The sequence below is a fragment of the Belnapia sp. genome, from assembly GCF_059504005.1.
Genome location: NZ_JCACHU010000057.1, coordinates 22,200 through 37,207 on the forward strand (window position 1 = coordinate 22,200; position 15,008 = coordinate 37,207).

The window sequence follows — 15,008 nt, forward strand, 5'->3', positions numbered from 1 at the left end:
ATGCGTCCGCTCCGCCTGACCGTCACCCATTTCGGCCCCTATGCCGCGCGGCAGGAGATCGACTTCGCCGCGCTCGGGCCGCACCGGCTCTTCCTCATCGCCGGGCCGACGGGAGCGGGGAAGACCAGCCTGCTGGATGCGCTCTGCTTCGCCTTGTTCGGCGAGAGCAGCGGCGAGGAGCGCCTGCCCGGCCATCTCCGCAGCCGCCACGCCCCGCCCGACGCGCCGACCGAGGTGGCGCTGGAATTCGCCCAAGGGCAGCGCCGCTGGCGCATCACCCGCAGCCCGGAATGGGAGCGGCCGAAGCGCCGCGGCGAAGGCACCACCAAGGAGCGGATGAAGGTCGCCCTCCAGGCGCTCGACGCCGACGCCCCGCCGATCGAGCGCGAGGCGGAGGTGGAGGCGCGCATCCTCGCCCTGCTCGGCCTCAGCGCCGCGGAGTTCCGCCAGACCGTGCTGCTGCCCCAGGGCCGCTTCCGCGAGCTGCTGGTGGCGAAGCCGGCCGAGCGCCAGGCGATCCTGCAGACCCTCTTCCGCACCGCGCTCTACTCGCGGATCCAGCGCGAGCTGTCGGCCGCGTCCAATGCGTCGAAGGGCGCGCTGCGCGAGGCGATGGGCGCCCGCGCCAACCTGCTCCGCCGCGCCGGGGCGGAGACGCCGGAGGCGGCGCTCGCCATCCGCATCACGCTGCTCGGCGCCGCGCATGAGGCCGAGGCCGCCCGCCACACCGCCGCCAGCGCCGCCGCTGCGGCCCGCGCCGCCGAGGCCGCCGGCCAGGAGAACGCGCGCCTCCTGGCCGCCGCCGCCGCCGCCGCGCGGGCCTTGGCCGAGCTGGACGCCCGCGCCCCCGCCATCCAGTCCGACCGCGCCCAGCTGGAGGCCGCCCGCCGCGCCGACCGCCTCGGCCTCGCCCTCGCCGAGGCGGAGGCCGCCGCCACCGCCGCCGCCGTCCAGCACGCCGAAGCGGCCACCACCACCACCCGCGCCGAGGAGGCCCGCCACCGCCTCGCCCGCGCCGAGGCCGCCCTCGCCGATGCCCCCGCTCAGGAGGCAGCGGCCCGCGCCGCCCTGGCCGAGGCGGAGCGGCTGCAGGCCCTCATCGCCCTCGTCGCCGAAGCGGAGGACGCCAGCCGCGCCGCCGCCCAGTCCGAAGCCATGCTGCGCGAGGCCGAGGCCGCTCAATCCAGGGCTGCCGCCGCACTCGACGCTGCCCGCGCCACCGCCGCCGCGACCGAAGCCGCCCGCGCCGCAGCCCAGTCCATGGCGGACCAACGCGAGCGCCACCGCCTTGCCCGCGAGGCCGTGGCCGCCCGCCTTGCCGCCGCCCGCGCCCTCGACGGCGCCGAGGCCGCGCTCCGCCGCGCCCGCGCCGAGTCCGGCCGCGCCGCCGCCGCCGAGGCAGAGGCCGCCACCCGCACCCACTCCGCCCGCGCTGCCCGCGAGGCCGCCGCCGCCCGCATCGCCGCCGACCACGCCGCCCGCTTCGCTGCCCTGCTGGCCGAGGGCGAGCCCTGCCCCGTCTGCGGCAGCCCGCACCACCCCATCCCCGCCCGGCCCCAAGGTGACGCGCCCCTCCCCGACCTCGCCGCCCTGGAACAGGCCGCCGCCCGCGCCGAGGCCGCGCTGGACGCGGCTCGCCGCGGCGCCGCCCAGGCCGCGACCGCCCTTGCCATCGCCGGCGAGCAGCAGGCCGCCGCCCTCGCCCGCCTCGGCGATGCGCCGCGCGAGGGGCTGGAGGCCGCCCTTCGCGCCGAGGAGGGTGCCCTCGCCGCCGCCGAGGAGGCTGCCAGCCGCCTCGCTGCCCTCGCCCGCGCCGCCGCCGAAGCCGGGGCCGCCGCCACTGCCGCCGAGGCCCGCCTCGCCACCGCGCGCGAGGCCGTCACCGCCGCCGCCGGCGGGCAGGCCGCCGCCGCGGCCCGGGCCGAGGAACGCCGCCGCCGCCTGCCGCCCGACAGCCCGGACGCCACCACCCTCCACGCCCAGGCCAAAGCCGCTGCCGCGCGCGCCGCCCGCCTCGCCGCGGCTCTGCGTGCCGCCCGCGAGGAGGCCGCCGCCGCCGCCGAAGCCGCGCGCACCCGCGCCGAGCATGCCGCCGCCGCCGCCCAGGCCGCAGCCACCGCCGAAGCGGCCGCCGCCGGGGCCGCTGACCGCCTCGCCCACGCCTGCATGGCCGAAGGCTTCGCCGATCCGGCCGCTGCCCGCGCCGCCCGCCTCGCCTCGGCTGCGCAGGACGCGCTCGCCGCCGCCATCGCTGGCTTCGACCAGGCCCGGGCCGCCGCCGCCAGCCAGGCCAGCGCCACCGCATCGGCCGCCGCCGGCCTCGCATTGCCCGACCTCGCCGCCCTGGCCGCCGCCCGTGCCGCCGCCGAGGCCGCCGCCACCGCCGCGCTGCAGGCCGCCACCCTCGCCGCCCGCGCCGTGGAGGAGCATGACCGCCTGCTCGCCGACATCGCGGCGGCCGAGGCGGCGCTGGCCGAGGCCGCGGCCGCCGCCGCGCTCCGCCAGGACCTCGCCGACCTCGCCGAGGGCCGCAACGGCCATGGCCTCGACTTCGAGGGCTATGTCCTCTCCGGCCTGCTCGACGAGGCGCTCGCCGCCGCCAATGCGCGGCTGGAGGGCATGCTCGACGGCCGCTACCGCCTGCGCCGGCGCGAGGAGCCGGAGCGGCTGCGCGCCAAGGCCGGCCTCGACATCGAGGTGGTCGACGGCTGGAATGCCGAGGCCCGCCCCGCCGCCACCCTCTCAGGCGGCGAGGGCTTCTGCGCCTCCCTCGCCATGGCCCTCGGCCTGGCGGACACGGTCGCCGCCCATGCCGGCGGCCACCAGCTCGACGCGCTCTTCATCGACGAGGGCTTCGGCACGCTCGATGCCGAGACGCTGGATACCGCCATCCGCGTGCTGGAGGGGCTGCAGGCCGGCGACCGGCTGGTCGGCGTCATCAGCCATGTCGCGGAACTGCGCGAGCGCATCCCCGCCCGGCTCGAGGTCACGCCCGGCCGCCGCGGCACCACGGCGGCCTTCCGCCTCGGCTAATAGGTGGCGAAGACCCGCCCGATCTCGCGCGCCTCGCTGCTGACGGTCAGGGCGAGCGCCAGCAGGATGCGCGCCTTCTGCGGGTTGAGGTTGTCGGCAGGGATGAAGCCCGCTTCCGCCAGCTTCGTCGTCGGGAAGACGCGCCCGCTGCCCGAGCGGGTCGATTGCAACACGGTGACGCCCGCCCCGCACGCCTCGGCCAGCGCCGCCGCATCCCCCGGCGTGACGAAGCCCGGTGCGAAGCCGGCGACGACGATCCCCCGCGCCCCGGCGGCGGTGAAGGCGCGCACGGCCGTGCCATCCGCCCCCGCATAGCTGTAGGCGATGTCGACCCGCGGCAGCGCCTCCAGCCCGCGGATGTCGAACTCCGTCTCCGGCGCCAGCTTCCGCAGCGGCCGGCGGTACCACACCACCTTGTCGCCATCCGCCTGGCCGAGCACGCCGAAATCCGGGCTGCGGAAGGTCTGCATCCGCCCGGTCGAGGTCTTGGTCACTTCGCGCGCCGCCTGGATCTCGTCGTTCAGCACCACCACGGCGCCGAGCCCGCGCGCGCCCTCGTCGGCCGCGACCCGCACGGCGTTGACGAGGTTGAGCCCCGCATCGGTCGAGAGCGCCGAGGCCGGCCGCTGCGAGCCGACCACCACCACCGGCACCGGGACCTTCAGCGTGAGCGAGAGGAAATAGGCGGTCTCCTCGAGCGAGGCCGTGCCATGGCCGATGACGATGCCGGCGACCGAAGGATCATCCTGCACCACCTTGTCGCAGAGCAGGACGAGCTGCCGCCACTCCGGCCAGGCGATCTGCGGCGAGGGCACGTTGCGGTAGCGCACGGCGACCACCTCGGCCACGCGCTGCACATCGGGGAAGCGCTCCAGGATGCCATCCGCCTGCAGCATGTTGCCCATGGCGCCGTAATTGACGGTATCCAGCGGCCCGTTGCCGAGCGACGCGATCGTCCCGCCCGTGCCGATGAAGGCGATCCTCTTCCGGCTCATGCCGCGTCCCTCTCATCCATGGCGAGGCCGGCGATGCACTCGTCCACCGTCAGCACGTCGCCGAACTGAGGGTGGAAGCCGATGAGCGAGGCGGCGTGCTTGGCCGGAGACTAGGCCGGGGCCGGAACCGCGGCAACCCGGCCACGTTCCGCGGCGAGCAGGAAAGGGCCGCCCCATGCCGCAGAACGCCAGCGAGATCGTCGTCGATACGCTGCATGCCTGGGGGGTCGACACCATCTTCGGCCTGGCTGGGGACGGCATCAACGGCGTGGTGGAGGCGCTCCGCACCCGCCAGGACCGCATCCGCTTCGTCGCCGTCCGGCATGAGGAGAGTGCCGCCTTCATGGCCGCGGCTTACGCGAAATGGACCGGCAGGATCGGCTGCTGCTTCGCCACCACGGGCCCGGGCGGCCTCCATCTGCTGAACGGGCTCTACGACGCCAAGCTCGACCTAGCCCCGGTGGTGGCGCTGACCGGCCTGCCCTATCACGACCTGGCTGATACCTTCACCCAGCAGGACGTCCCGCTCGACCGCGTCTTCGCCGATGTCGCCGTCTACAACGCCCGCGTCATGGGCGCGGCACATGCGGAGAAGCTCACCGACCTCGCCTGCCGCACGGCGCTCGCCCGCCGCGGCGTCGCGCATCTCGCCCTGGCGACCGACGTGCAGGAGCAGGCGGAGGACAAGCCCTCCCCGCGCGGCGCCGCGCAGTCGAGCGGCCGGAACTGGCAGGACGGGCTGCTGCTGCCCGACCAGGACGCGGTGGCCAGGGCGGCCGAGATCCTGAACGGCGCGCAGCGCGTCGCCATCCTCGCCGGCCGCGGCGCCCTCGGCGCGAAGGCGGAGCTGGAGCAGGCGGCGCAGCTGCTCGGCGCCCCGGTGGCGAAGGCGCTGCTCGGCAAGGCGGTGCTGCCGGACGACCACCCCTACACCACCGGCAGCATCGGCTATTACGGCACCTTCGGCACCCATGCGGCGATGGCGGAATGCGATGCGCTGCTGATCGTCGGCTCCACCTTCCCCTATGTCGAATACTACCCGAAGCCCGGCCAGGCGCGCATCGTGCAGATCGACCGCGACCCGCAGCGCATCGGCCTGCGCCAGGCGGCCGAGGTGGGGCTGGTCGGCGATGCCAGGGCGGCGCTCGAGATGCTGAATGCCCGGCTCCGGCGCAAGGAGGACCGCAGCTTCCTTGAACGCGCCCGGGCCGAGACGCGTCGCTGGACCGAAACGCTTCGCGCCGCCGAGACCAGCCCGCGCCTGCCGATGAACCCCTCCGCCCCGGTCGCCGCCTTCGGCGCGCGGCTGCCGGCCGATGCGGTGGTGGTAGCCGATAGCGGCCATCATACCGGCCTGGTCGCGCGGCATATGCGGTTCGGCCCGGGGCATGACTTCGGCGTCTCCGGCCTGCTCGCCAGCATGGCCTGCGCCATCCCCTATGCGGTGGCCGCCGGCTGCGCCTTTCCCGGGCGGCCGATCTTCGGCGTCATTGGCGATGGCGGGCTGTCCATGCAGCTCGGCGAGTTCGCCACCGCCGTCGCCATGAAGCTGCCGCTCAAGCTGCTGGTGCTGCGCAACGGCGCGCTCGGCCAGATCAAGTGGGAGCAGCTCCTCTTCCTCGGCAACCCGGAATTCGGCTGCGAGGTGCCGGCGATCGACTTTGCCAAGGCGGCCGAGGCAATGGGGGCCCGCGGCTTCACCGTGGAGAATCCGGCGCAGCTCGACACGGTGCTGGACCAGGCGATGGCGGTGGAGGGCCCCGTCATCATCCAGGCCATCGTCGACCAGAACGAGCCGCTGCTGCCCGCCGTGGTCTCCGAGGCCTATGCCGAGCACCTGGAGCAGGCGCTGGACGAGGGCACCAAGGGCGCTGCCGAGATCCGGCAGGCGCTGGAGCGCGAGCCCTCGCGCTCCATGATGGGCGGCTAGCTAGCCGCCCACCACCATCGCGGTGAAGGGCCAGACATAGGCCTGCAGCATCACCAGCAGGCCGACCAGCACCGCCAGGCAGATCGAGTGGAGGAAGACGAAGCGCAGGATCGTCCCCTCCTGCCCGAACCAGTTGGTCGCGGTGGAGGCGACGACGATGCTCTGCGCATCGATCATCTTGCCCATCACGCCGCCCGAGGAATTGGCCGCCGCCATCAGCACCGGCGAGAGGCCGAGCTGCTGCGCGGTGATCTTCTGCAAGCCGCCGAACAGCACGTTGGAGGCGGTGTCCGACCCCGTCAGCGCCACGCCGAGCCAGCCGAGCATCGTCCCGAAGAGCGGGAAGAGGAAGCCGGTCGAGGCGAAGGCGAGGCCCATGGTCGCATCGAGCCCCGAATAGCGTGTCAGCGTCCCGAGGCCGAGCATGGCGCCGATGGTGACGAGGCTGAGCCGCACCTTCCAGATCGTCCGCCCATACTCGGCGATCAGCCCAAAGGGCGAGAAGCGCATCAGCAGCCCCGCGACGATCGCCGAGAACAGGATGCCCGTGCCCGTCATCGAGAGGATGTTGAAGGCCCAGACCGCGGCCTCCGGCGTCGCCCGCTCGACGACCGGCGGCGCCTTGACGACGGCGTTGTGCAGCCCCCCGATCGGGAAGCTGGTGGTGAAGATGCCGTTCAGCGCCGACCTGACGCCGGGCAGGCCCCAGGCGAAGACGAAGACGGTGAGGATCAGCCAGGGCATCCAGGCCCTGACCAGCGCCGCGCGGTCGAGCGGCGCGTCGCCGAGCGGCGCGACGGCCGGCGCCGCGCCCGCGCTCGGGTCGGCGCCGCGGAGGCTCGGGTTGGTCCAGACCTCGCGCGGCTGCCAGACGCGGAGGAAGCCGACCAGGCAGCCCATGCAGACCAGCGCCGAGATCACGTCGACCAGCATCGGCCCGATATAGTTGCTGACCAGGAATTGCGGCACGGCGAAGCTGACGCCGGTGACGAGGATGGCCGGCCAGACATCCCGCATCGCGCGGAAGCCGGCAAAGGCCCAGATCAGCCAGAAAGGCACGATCAGGCTGAAGAAGGGCAGCTGCCGCCCGATCATCGCAGAGAGGTCATAGAGGTCGAGCCCCGTCACCGCCGAGAGCGCGATCACCGGCGAGGCGAGCGCCCCGAAGGCAACCGGCGCGGTGTTGGCGATCAGCGACAGGCCGGAGGCGGCGAGCGGCGAGAAGCCGAGGCCCATCAGGATCGCCGCCGTCACCGCGACCGGCGTGCCGAAGCCCGCCGCCCCTTCGAAGAAGGCGCCGAAGGCGAAGGCGATCAGCAGCAGCTGCAGCCGCCGGTCCGGCGTCACCCCGGCGATCGCCTTCTGCAGGATGGCGAAGCTGCCATTCGCCACCGTCAGCCGGTAAAGGAAGATGATGTTCAGGACGATCCAGCCGATCGGGAAGAGGCCGGAGAGGATGCCGAGGCCCGCCGCCCGCACGGCCATCCCGCCCGGCATGCCGAAGACGATGGAGGCGCAGAGCACGGCGACGACAAGGGCGACGATCGCCGCCCAATGCGCGGCGATGCGGAGGAAGGCGAGCGAGACCAGCATGACGACGACGGGGAGGGCGGCAAAGGCGGTGGACAGGGCGATGTTGCCCAAGGGGTCGTAAACCTGGGTCCAGGTCATTCAGACGGTTCCGTATCGCTTTCGGGACGTATGACGGCGCGATGGCCGGGGCGGGCATGAATGGCCCAGAGCCCTGGGGGCGGCAACATCACCTCCGCGCGCGTGGCCTTGCCGTGACGGAGGGCTTTGCGCCGCGGATCGCGATGTGGAACAGATGGACGCCGCGCCTCACTGGAGCCATCCGCCCCATGCCAGCCTTCGTCCCGCCCGGCGTCATCGGCCACAACCGCAGCCTCGTCACCCGCAACTATGCCGTGCTGCCGCCGGAGGGGATGTTCCCGAGTGTCCTGCCCTGGCTGACCCAGGCCTCCGTCTTCTACCAGACCAGCCCGAAGATGGGCGCCCGCTTCGCGCAGGGGCGGCTCGAGGCCGAGCCGGGCGGCGGCACCGCCGCGCCGCGGCAGGACGGGCTGGAGCATTTCCTCTACCTCCTCGCCGGCACGCTCGACGTCGCCGCCGACCAGGCCAGCGCCAGCCTGGAGCCGGGCGGCTTCGCCTATATCCCGGCCGGGGCGACGTGGAGCCTGCGCAACAACGGGGCAGAATTGGCGAAGGCGGTCTGGATCACCCGCCCCTATGTCCCAGCCGAGGGCATCGCCCCGCCGAGCCCCCGCTTCGGCACGCGGGAGAGGACGCCGGTCACCCGCGTCGACGACAGCGGGCGCTGGCGGCAATACCTGCTGGGCACGCTCGACATGTCCATGGATTTCGAGATGAACATCATGGGCTTCGACCGCGGCACCCATTTCCACTGCGTCGAGACCCATATCTTCGAGCATGGGCTGCTGATGCTGGAGGGCCAAGGCCTGCAGCTGCTCGACCGCGACTGGCACGAAATTTGGGAGGGGGACTTCATCTGGATGGGCCCCTTCGTCCCGCAGCAGTTCTACTGCACCGGCTGGGGCGGCGCGGCCTATCTGCTCTACAAGGACGTCAACCGAGAGGTCGTGTTCTAGCCATGCAGGCGCCTGCCCCTTCCACGATGATGCACCTCTCGACGCGCTCCGATGCCAAGGGGCTGCGCCAGCTCGCGATCCATCTGGTCCTGCTGGTCGGCGCGGGGGTGCTGGTGGTGCTGCTGCCGGGCTGGTGGAAGGCGCCCGCGGTGCTGCTGCTCGGCATCGCCCAGGCCGCGCTCTTCGCCCCGCTGCACGAGACGGTGCACCACACCGCCTTCGCCAACCGCCGGCTGAACGCGCTGGTCGGCTGGCCGGCCGGTGCGCTCTCGCTGTTCAACTGGCATTTCTACCAGCAATTCCACCTGGCCCATCATCGCCACACCCAGGACCCCGAGAAGGACCCGGAGCTGACGCCGCCGCCGCCGACCCGGCTGCCCGCCTTCATCGTGAAGATGCTCGCCATCCCCTATTGGCGCAGCCGCGCCCGCAACCTCTGGGACGGGCTGCGCGGCGACCTGTCCGCCTATTCCTTCATCAATCCGGCGACGGCGCCCCGGGTCGTCCGCAGCATGCGGGCGATGGTGGCGACGGTGGCGGGCCTCGCCCTGCTGTCCGGCCTGGTCTTCGGGTGGGAGGCGCCCGTCCTCTTCTGGATCCTGCCGCAGCTCCTCGGCCAGCCCTTGCTGCGCCTCTACCTCTTCACCGAGCACACCGGCTGCTCGATGGACCGCAACGGGCTGACCAACACGCGCACCATGCTGACCACGCCGCTGATGCGCCTGCTGATGTGGAACATGCCCTTCCACGCGGAGCACCACCTCTACCCCTTCATCCCCTTCCACCGCCTGGGCGAGGCGCATGCCGTGCTGCGCGACCGGCTCGCCCATCTCCATCCCGGCTATGCGCGCTGGCATGCCGAGCACCTGAAGACGCTGCGGGTATGACCGCGGCGGAGGGCGCCTTCGCGCTCGGCGACCTGCCGCTGCATCGCGGCGGGGTGCTGCCGGATGCGAGGATCGTCTGGAAGACGCATGGCGCGCTGAACGCCGCGCGCGACAACGTCGTCCTCTACCCGACGAGCTACGGCGCGCAGCACCCCGACCTCGAGTGGCTGATCGGGCCGGCCGGCATCCTCGACCCGACCCGGTGGTTCATCGTCATCCCCAACATGTTCACCAACGGGCTGTCCACCTCGCCCTCCAACTGCCCGGCCTGGCCGGGGCTGGTGACGGCCTGGGACAATGTCCGCGCCCAGCGCCGGCTGCTGCGCGAGGTCTTCGGCATCGAGCGCCTGCATGCCGTCTATGGCTGGTCGATGGGCGCGCAGCAGGCCTATCACTGGGCCGCTGCCTTCCCCGAGGCAGTATCGCGCATCGTGGTGAATTGCGGCAGCGCCCGCACCGCTGTCCACAACCAGGTCTTCCTCCGCAGCCAGATGGCGGTGCTGGAGGCCGCGCCCGAACATGACGGACGGGGCCAGTTCAAAGCGGAGCCCAAGGCCGCGCTCCGCGCCTTCGGCCGGGTCTATGCGGCCTGGGCGCTCAGCCAGGATTTCTACCGCGCCAACCTCCACCTCACCGCCCTCGGCGCCCCCGACCTCGAGACCTTCCTCCGCACCGACTGGGAGGAGCGCTTCGCACGCCGTGCCGCCGCCGACCTGCTCGCCCAGCTCCGCACCTGGGATGCCGGCGACATCGCCGATGGCGGCGACCTGGCCGCGGCGCTGGCCCGGATCGAGGCCCGCGTGCTGCTGATGCCCTCGGCCACCGACCTTTACTTCCGCGTCGCCGACAACGAGGCGGAGCTGCCCCACCTGAAGCACGGCCGCCTCGCCGTCATTCCCAGCATCTGGGGCCACCGCGCCGGCAACCCGGGGCCTAACCCGGGGGACGCCGCCTTCATCAAGGCCGAGGTCCGCGCCCTGCTCGACGCCTGAGCACGGATGAATTCAGAACTCCGGCGTAAAAGAGGGAAGCCATCAGGCCGATTCCGTGGCTATGCTCCGCCCGCCGGAGGCTTTGAATGACGAGTGGAAACCGCGACGCCAGATCCATGGCCCGCCAGCGGGCGTGGTTGCCGCACGCCCTCCTCGCCCTTGCCCTCCTCGCCGGCTGCGACAGCCACGAGGAGGAGGTCACCGCCGCCGACACCCCGCCCACCGTCTCCGTCATGCCGCCGATGCGCCGGGAGGTCACCGACTGGGACGAGTTCACCGGCCGCCTCGTCCCCGTCGAGCGGGTCGAGATCCGCGCCCGGGTCAGCGGCTACCTCGACAGCATCGCCTTCAACGACGGCCAGGTCGTCCGCCGCGGCGACCCGCTCTTCCGCATCGACCGCCGCCCCTTCGAGACCGCCATCACCGACGCCGAGGCGCGGCTCGCCGCCGCCCGCTCCCAGGTGATTCTCGCCGACCGGGAATTCACCCGCGCCGGCAACCTGCTGCAGTACCGCGCCGGCTCCGAGGCCAGCCTCGACCAGCGCGCCCAGGCGCTGGAGGCCGCCCGCGCCGCCGTCACCCAGGCCGAGGCCGCCCTGCAGCGCGCCCGGCTTGACCTCGAATTCACCGAGATCCGCGCACCGATCTCGGGCCGCATCGGCCGCCACCTGGTCAGCCCCGGCAACCTCGTCGCCGGCGGCGAGGGCAGCAGCGCCACCCTCCTCGCCGTCATCGTCACCATGGATCCGATCGATGTCAGCTTCGACATCGACCAGGCCGCGGCGCTGCGCTACGCGCGCCTCGCCGAGAGCGGCGGCCGCCCCTCCTCGCGCGACATGGCGAACCCGGTGCAGCTGGCGCTGGCGGACGAGACCGGCTTCCCCCGCACCGGCCGCGTCGTCTTCGTCGACAATGAGGCGGATGCCAGCACCGGCACCATCCGCATCCGCGCCCGCTTCGCCAACCCGCGCGACCTGCTGCTGCCGGGCGTCTTCGCCCGCATCCGGCTGGTCGCCTCGGCCCCCTACCAGGCGCTGCTGGTCCCCGATGCCGCGGTCACCACGGACCAGTCGCGCCGCGTGGTCTATGTGCTGGCGCCCGACAACACCCTGCAGATGCGCCAGGTGCAGCTCGGGCCCCTGCATGACGGGCTTCGCGTCATCCGCAGCGGCCTGCAGGGCGATGAGGAGGTGGCCGTCACCGGCCTCACCCGCGCCCGGGCCGGGCAGATGGTGGTGCCGCTGCGACCCTCCCCGGTCCAGGCCAGGTCCGAAGCAGGCCCGCCGGCGGAGCCCAGCAATTGAGCAATATCGGCGTCGTCTCGGTCCGCCAGCCGGTCCTGGCCTGCGTCCTCTCGCTGGTGCTGCTGATCGTCGGCGGGCTGTCGATGCTCTCGCTGCCGATCTCCGAATATCCGGATGTCGCGCCGCCGACCGTCGTCGTCGCCACCAACTACCCCGGCGCCTCCGCCCAGGTCGTGGCCGATACCGTCGCCACGCCGATCGAGCAGGAGGTGAACGGCACCGAGGGCATGCTCTACATGTCCTCGCAGTCGACGGCCGACGGGCGGATGACGCTGACCGTCACCTTCCGCCTCGGCACGGACCCGGACCGGGCGCAGATCCTGGTCCAGGGCGCGGTCTCCACCGCCCTGCCGCGCCTGCCGGAGGAGGTGCGGCGCTGGGGCGTCACCACGCGGAAGATCGCGACCGACAGGTTGATGATCATCTTCGTCACCTCGCCCGATGCTTCCTACGACCAGCTCTACGTCTCCAACTTCGCCCTCCGCCAGGTGCGGGACCAGCTGCTGCGCATCGACGGCATCGGCGACATCGACATGCAGGGCGCCCGCGACTACGCCATGCGCGTCTGGCTCGACCCCGGGCGGATGATGGCGAACGGCATCATCGCCGAGGACGTGGTCGCCGCCATCCAGGCGCAGAATGCCGAGGTCGCCGGCGGCCAGGTCGCCGAGCCGCCGGTGTCCGACCAGGCCTTCCAGCCCAACCTCGTCTTCCGCGGCCGGCTCGACGACCCGGCGGAGTTCGAGCGCATCGTCGTCCGCGCCGGCGCCGACGGTCGGCTGCTGCGGCTGCGCGACGTTGGTCATGTCGAAATCGGCGCCGCCTCCTACACCACCGGCAGCACGCTCCAGGGCCGCCCCGCCGTGGCGCTCGCCATCACCCAGCGCCCCGGCTCCAACGCGCTCGACACGGCGCGGCTGATCCGCGAGCAGCTCGACGAGCTTACCCAGACCTTCCCCGCCGGGATCAAGGCGGAGATCGCCTACGACCCGACGCGCTTCGTGGCCGAGAGCGTGCACGAGCTGGCGCAGACGATCGGCGAGGCCGTCATCCTCGTCGTGCTCGTCGTGCTGCTCTTCCTGCAGAACTGGCGGGCGGCGATGATCCCGATCCTCGCCATCCCGGTCTCGCTGATCGGCACCTTCGGCGTGATGATCGTGCTCGGCTTCACCCTCAACACCCTGACGCTGTTCGGCCTGGTGCTCGCCGTCGGCATCGTGGTGGACGACGCCATCGTCGTCGTCGAGAATGTCGAGCGCCACCTGGTCGACGAGCCCTCGCCCGAGGCGGCGGCGGAGCGCACCATGCTCGAGGTCGGCGGCGCGCTGGTCTCGATCGCCCTCGTGCTCTGCGCGGTCTTCGTCCCGACCACCTTCCTCGACGGCATCACCGGCCGCTTCTTCCGGCAATTCGCCATCACCATCTCGGTGGCGACGGCGCTTTCCTGCTTCTGCTCCCTCACCCTCAGCCCGGCGCTCGCCTCGCTGATCCTCCGCCCCCACGCGCCGAAGACCGTGCTCCGGCCCAGCCCGCTGCGCCGCCTGGTCACCGCCCTGCTCGACGGCTTCAACCGCGGCTTCGACCGGCTGGCCGAGGCCTATGGCGCGCTGACCCGCCGCCTCGTCGGCTACGCCCTGCCGATGCTCGCCCTCTATGCGCTGCTGATCGGGGGCGCGGGGTTCCTGCTGGTGACGGCGCCGCAGGGCTTCGTCCCGGCGCAGGACCGCGGCTATGCCGTTGTCTCCATCGAGCTGCCGGGCGGCGCGTCCCTCTCCCGCACCACCGCCGTGGTCGAGCGCGCCGCCGCCATCGCCCGCGACATCCCCGGCATCGCCAGCGTCTCCGCCCTGTCCGGCATCTCGGGCGCCACCAACACGGCCGGCAGCAACCAGGGGCTGCTGACCCCCGTCTTCGCCCCCTGGGACGAGCGGCTGCCGCATGGCATCACCGCGGACGGCATCCTCCGCGAGCTGCGCCGCCGCCTCGCCGTGCTGGACGAGGCGACGGTGCTGGTCATCCCGCCGCCCGCCGTGCCCGGCCTCGGCAGCGGTGCCGGCTTCGCCCTCCGCCTCGAGGACCGCACCGGCCGCGGCACCGCCGTGCTCGCCGCCGCGGCGGAGGATTTCGTCGCCACGCTCCGCCGCGTGCCCGGCCTCGGCGGGGTCTACACGCCCTTCCGCATCGATGCGCCGCTGGTCGCCGTCGACATCGACCGCAGCCGGATCGAGATGCTCGGCGTGCCCGTCGCGCGCCTCAGCCAGAGCATCGAGACGCTGCTCGGCTCCTCCTACGTGAACGACTTCACCGCCTATGGCCGCAACTGGCGCGTCGTCGCCCAGGGCTCGCCGGAATTCCGGCGCGAGGCGAGCGACCTCTCGCGCCTCTTCACCCGCAATGCCGACGGCAACATGGTGCCGCTGGCCAATGTGATGACCTTGCGCGACATCACCGGGCCGCAGCGCGTGCCGCGCTACAACCTCTACCCGGCGGCCGAGATCGCGGGCGAGATCCTGCCCGGCACCGGCTCCGCCGCCGCCATCGCCGCGATCGAGCGCCTGGCCCGCCGCACCCTGCCCGACGGCATCGGCTTCGAATGGACCGACCTCTCCTACGAGCAGACCCAGAGCGGCAATGCCGGCCTGCTGGTCTTCCCGCTCTGCGTGCTCTTCGTCTACCTGGTGCTGGCGGCGCAGTACGGGTCCTGGAGCCTGCCCTTCGCCGTCATCCTCATCGTGCCGATGTGCCTGCTGACCTCGACGCTCGGCATCCGCGCGCTCGGGCAGGACGTCAACATCCTGACGCAGATCGGCTTCGTCGTGCTGGTCGGGCTGGCCGCGAAGAACGCCATCCTCATCGTCGAATTCGCCCAGCAGCGCGAGGATGAGGGCGTCAGCCCGATCGATGCCGTGGTCGAGGCCTGCCGGCTCAGGCTGCGCGCCATCCTGATGACCTCGCTCGCCTTCATCCTCGGCGTGCTGCCGCTCGTCATCGCCAGCGGGGCGGGGGCGGAGATGCGCCGCGCGGTCGGCTCCGCCGTGTTCTTCGGCATGATCGGGGTGACGGCCTTCGGCCTGCTCTTCACCCCGGTCTTCTACATGGTGATCCGGCGCATCGTGGGCCCCCGCCGCTCCAAGCTGCGGCAGATGACGCGCCAGCGCCGCCGGCCGCGGCTGCCGGCCTGAGCGCTCAGTAGTCGACCCTGAATAACTCGCAACCCACTGATCTGCCTGGGAGCTTCGC

General features: G+C 72.8%; 9 protein-coding genes. 7 read left to right on the forward strand and 2 right to left on the reverse strand.

Annotated elements, in window-relative coordinates:
* Nucleotides 1–3,033 (forward strand): AAA family ATPase, encoded by a 3,033-nt coding sequence (locus tag AC5JJ1_RS09875; protein WP_495784950.1) that lies wholly within the window; start codon nucleotides 1–3, stop codon nucleotides 3,031–3,033.
* Here AC5JJ1_RS09875 and AC5JJ1_RS09880 read toward each other — a convergent pair.
* Complete coding sequence (locus AC5JJ1_RS09880) at nucleotides 3,030–4,028, reverse strand: asparaginase (protein ID WP_495784951.1); 999 nt, start codon at nucleotides 4,026–4,028, stop codon at nucleotides 3,030–3,032. The genes AC5JJ1_RS09875 and AC5JJ1_RS09880 overlap by 4 nt on opposite strands.
* A 175-nt stretch (nucleotides 4,029–4,203) precedes the next feature.
* On the opposite strand from AC5JJ1_RS09880, the gene AC5JJ1_RS09885 reads away from it, so the two are divergent.
* On the forward strand, nucleotides 4,204–5,958 hold the full coding sequence (locus AC5JJ1_RS09885; RefSeq protein WP_495784952.1) for a thiamine pyrophosphate-dependent enzyme: 1,755 nt from the start codon (nucleotides 4,204–4,206) through the stop codon (nucleotides 5,956–5,958).
* Here the strand turns inward: AC5JJ1_RS09885 and AC5JJ1_RS09890 are convergent, their stop codons facing one another.
* On the reverse strand, nucleotides 5,959–7,629 hold the full coding sequence (locus AC5JJ1_RS09890) for an L-lactate permease (protein WP_495784953.1): 1,671 nt from the start codon (nucleotides 7,627–7,629) through the stop codon (nucleotides 5,959–5,961). It lies immediately after the preceding gene.
* 188 nt (nucleotides 7,630–7,817) lie between these two features.
* Between AC5JJ1_RS09890 and allE the strand changes: the two genes are divergently transcribed.
* The 5 genes from allE (at nucleotide 7,818) to AC5JJ1_RS09915 (ending at nucleotide 14,950) form a co-directional block, all read left to right on the forward strand.
* A complete protein-coding gene (gene allE / locus AC5JJ1_RS09895) occupies nucleotides 7,818–8,585 on the forward strand; it encodes a (S)-ureidoglycine aminohydrolase (protein WP_495784954.1) in 768 nt (255 codons plus the stop codon).
* A 26-nt stretch (nucleotides 8,586–8,611) separates the two neighbouring features.
* Complete coding sequence (locus tag AC5JJ1_RS09900) at nucleotides 8,612–9,472, forward strand: fatty acid desaturase (protein ID WP_495784955.1); 861 nt, start codon at nucleotides 8,612–8,614, stop codon at nucleotides 9,470–9,472.
* Nucleotides 9,469–10,464, forward strand: a complete 996-nt coding sequence (locus AC5JJ1_RS09905; protein WP_495784956.1) for an alpha/beta fold hydrolase — start codon at nucleotides 9,469–9,471, stop codon at nucleotides 10,462–10,464. The genes AC5JJ1_RS09900 and AC5JJ1_RS09905 overlap by 4 nt, the downstream gene beginning before the upstream one ends.
* Before the next feature lie 116 nt (nucleotides 10,465–10,580).
* Complete coding sequence (locus AC5JJ1_RS09910; RefSeq protein ID WP_495784957.1) at nucleotides 10,581–11,768, forward strand: efflux RND transporter periplasmic adaptor subunit; 1,188 nt, start codon at nucleotides 10,581–10,583, stop codon at nucleotides 11,766–11,768.
* Nucleotides 11,765–14,950: an efflux RND transporter permease subunit gene (locus tag AC5JJ1_RS09915; protein WP_495784958.1), complete on the forward strand. Its 3,186-nt coding sequence runs from the start codon at nucleotides 11,765–11,767 to the stop codon at nucleotides 14,948–14,950. The genes AC5JJ1_RS09910 and AC5JJ1_RS09915 overlap by 4 nt, the downstream gene beginning before the upstream one ends.
* Nucleotides 14,951–15,008 lie beyond the last annotated feature (58 nt).